The 1,472-nt window shown below is 32.3% G+C and carries 1 protein-coding gene; it reads left to right on the forward strand.

The window, feature by feature from the left end; all coding sequences use genetic code 11:
- Positions 1–99: 99 nt before the first annotated feature.
- The gene (locus C7954_RS13525) at positions 100–1,452 is read left to right on the forward strand and encodes an IS701 family transposase (RefSeq protein WP_081374609.1); all 1,353 of its coding nucleotides are present in this window, start codon (positions 100–102) and stop codon (positions 1,450–1,452) included.
- The last annotated feature ends 20 nt before the right edge of the window (positions 1,453–1,472 follow it).

The raw sequence follows: 1,472 nt of genomic DNA on the forward strand, positions 1-1,472 counted from the left end.
CACCACTTTACAAAAAAATTAGATAAAAAATTGGCGACTTATTCCTTCTTTTGATATAATATTTGTTACCTACAACAAATATGAAAGGAATAAACCGCCATGAATATTATATCAAATAACTCACAAACTATCTACCATACAATCAAAAAAATTTTAAATAAATACCGTGCTGTCTTTACCAAAAAAAGTTTTCAGAGTTTTTTCTGGATCATTATTTCTATTATAAGTTTTGATCAGGTACAGTCAATTAGATTTATCTGGAAGCATTTTATCTCCAAATATAAAAAGGACAGTCTGAATTCTCTCTATTATTTTTTATCATACAGCAGCTGGAATCTCAATGATCTAATGATTAAAACAACTGAGATAGCTCTATCTCTGATTCCTGAAAATCTGGCGGATGAAAAAATTTATCTGATTATAGATGATACCCTGCAGGAAAAATTCGGCGATAAATTTGCAGGCTGTCAGAGCTTCTTTGATCATGTCAGACGCAACAACAGCAGTTATCTTAAGGGTAATAGTTTTGTGGCATTGGCCATTTCTATACCCGTTTCTGCCGGAGAAGATGAGATTAATTATCTCAGTATTCCTCTGGGGTTTAGACTCTATAAAAAAGAGAAAAGCAAATTGACTATTGCCCGTGAACTTATTTTAAATATCATCAAATTAATTGATGATAAACAGGCTGTTATACTCTGTGATTCATGGTATAGCAAAGGTGACGTTATTGACACCGTTGAAGAATTTAAAAATATAGAATTTGTGGGTGCTGTTCGCAAAGATACAGCTTTTTTTGATTTACCTCCAGAACATAATGGCAAAAGAGGCAGACCTCGCAAATATGGAGACAAACTTTCTCTTAAAGATCTGGAATACGAAAAAACAGGTGATTATTATATAGCCAGCAAAATTGTTAAAACAAGATTATTTGATGATCCAGTAGAGATTGTGGTAACTCTAAAGGAACTTGAGGGATTTAAAAGTCCCCGGGTTTATATTAATACTGATACTGAATCAGAAAGTCTCAAAGATTGTTTTTTATCAGCTGTTAGAGCTAAAAATTATTCTGATCAGAAAAACGGCAGTACCATGTCAGAAGTTCCTGTTTTAAAAGAATATCGTCTGCGCTGGAACATTGAAATAATTTTTTATGAACTAAAAACTTTCTGGTCATTTGGTAATTATATGGTTGTTAAAGAAAAAGGTATTGAAGCCTATATAAATCTGCTTGCAACAGCCTATACCATTGTAAAATGCTATCCATTTATGATAGAAAATAAGGAAGAATTCATAAATTTAAGTCCGCAGCAGATAAAGAATAATCTTTCCCGTTATTTAAGGGAAGAACTAATTTTAGGCAGTTTCGTATCAGACTTCGAAAATACCAAAATTTATGGGAATTTAAAGGATTGTTTGCACAGCTTTATTTCATTCAGGGATGCTGCATGATAAAAAGTTGTAAAGTGGTG

The sequence above is a fragment of the Halanaerobium congolense genome, assembly GCF_004366375.1.
GTDB classification, from domain to species: domain Bacteria; phylum Bacillota; class Halanaerobiia; order Halanaerobiales; family Halanaerobiaceae; genus Halanaerobium; species Halanaerobium congolense.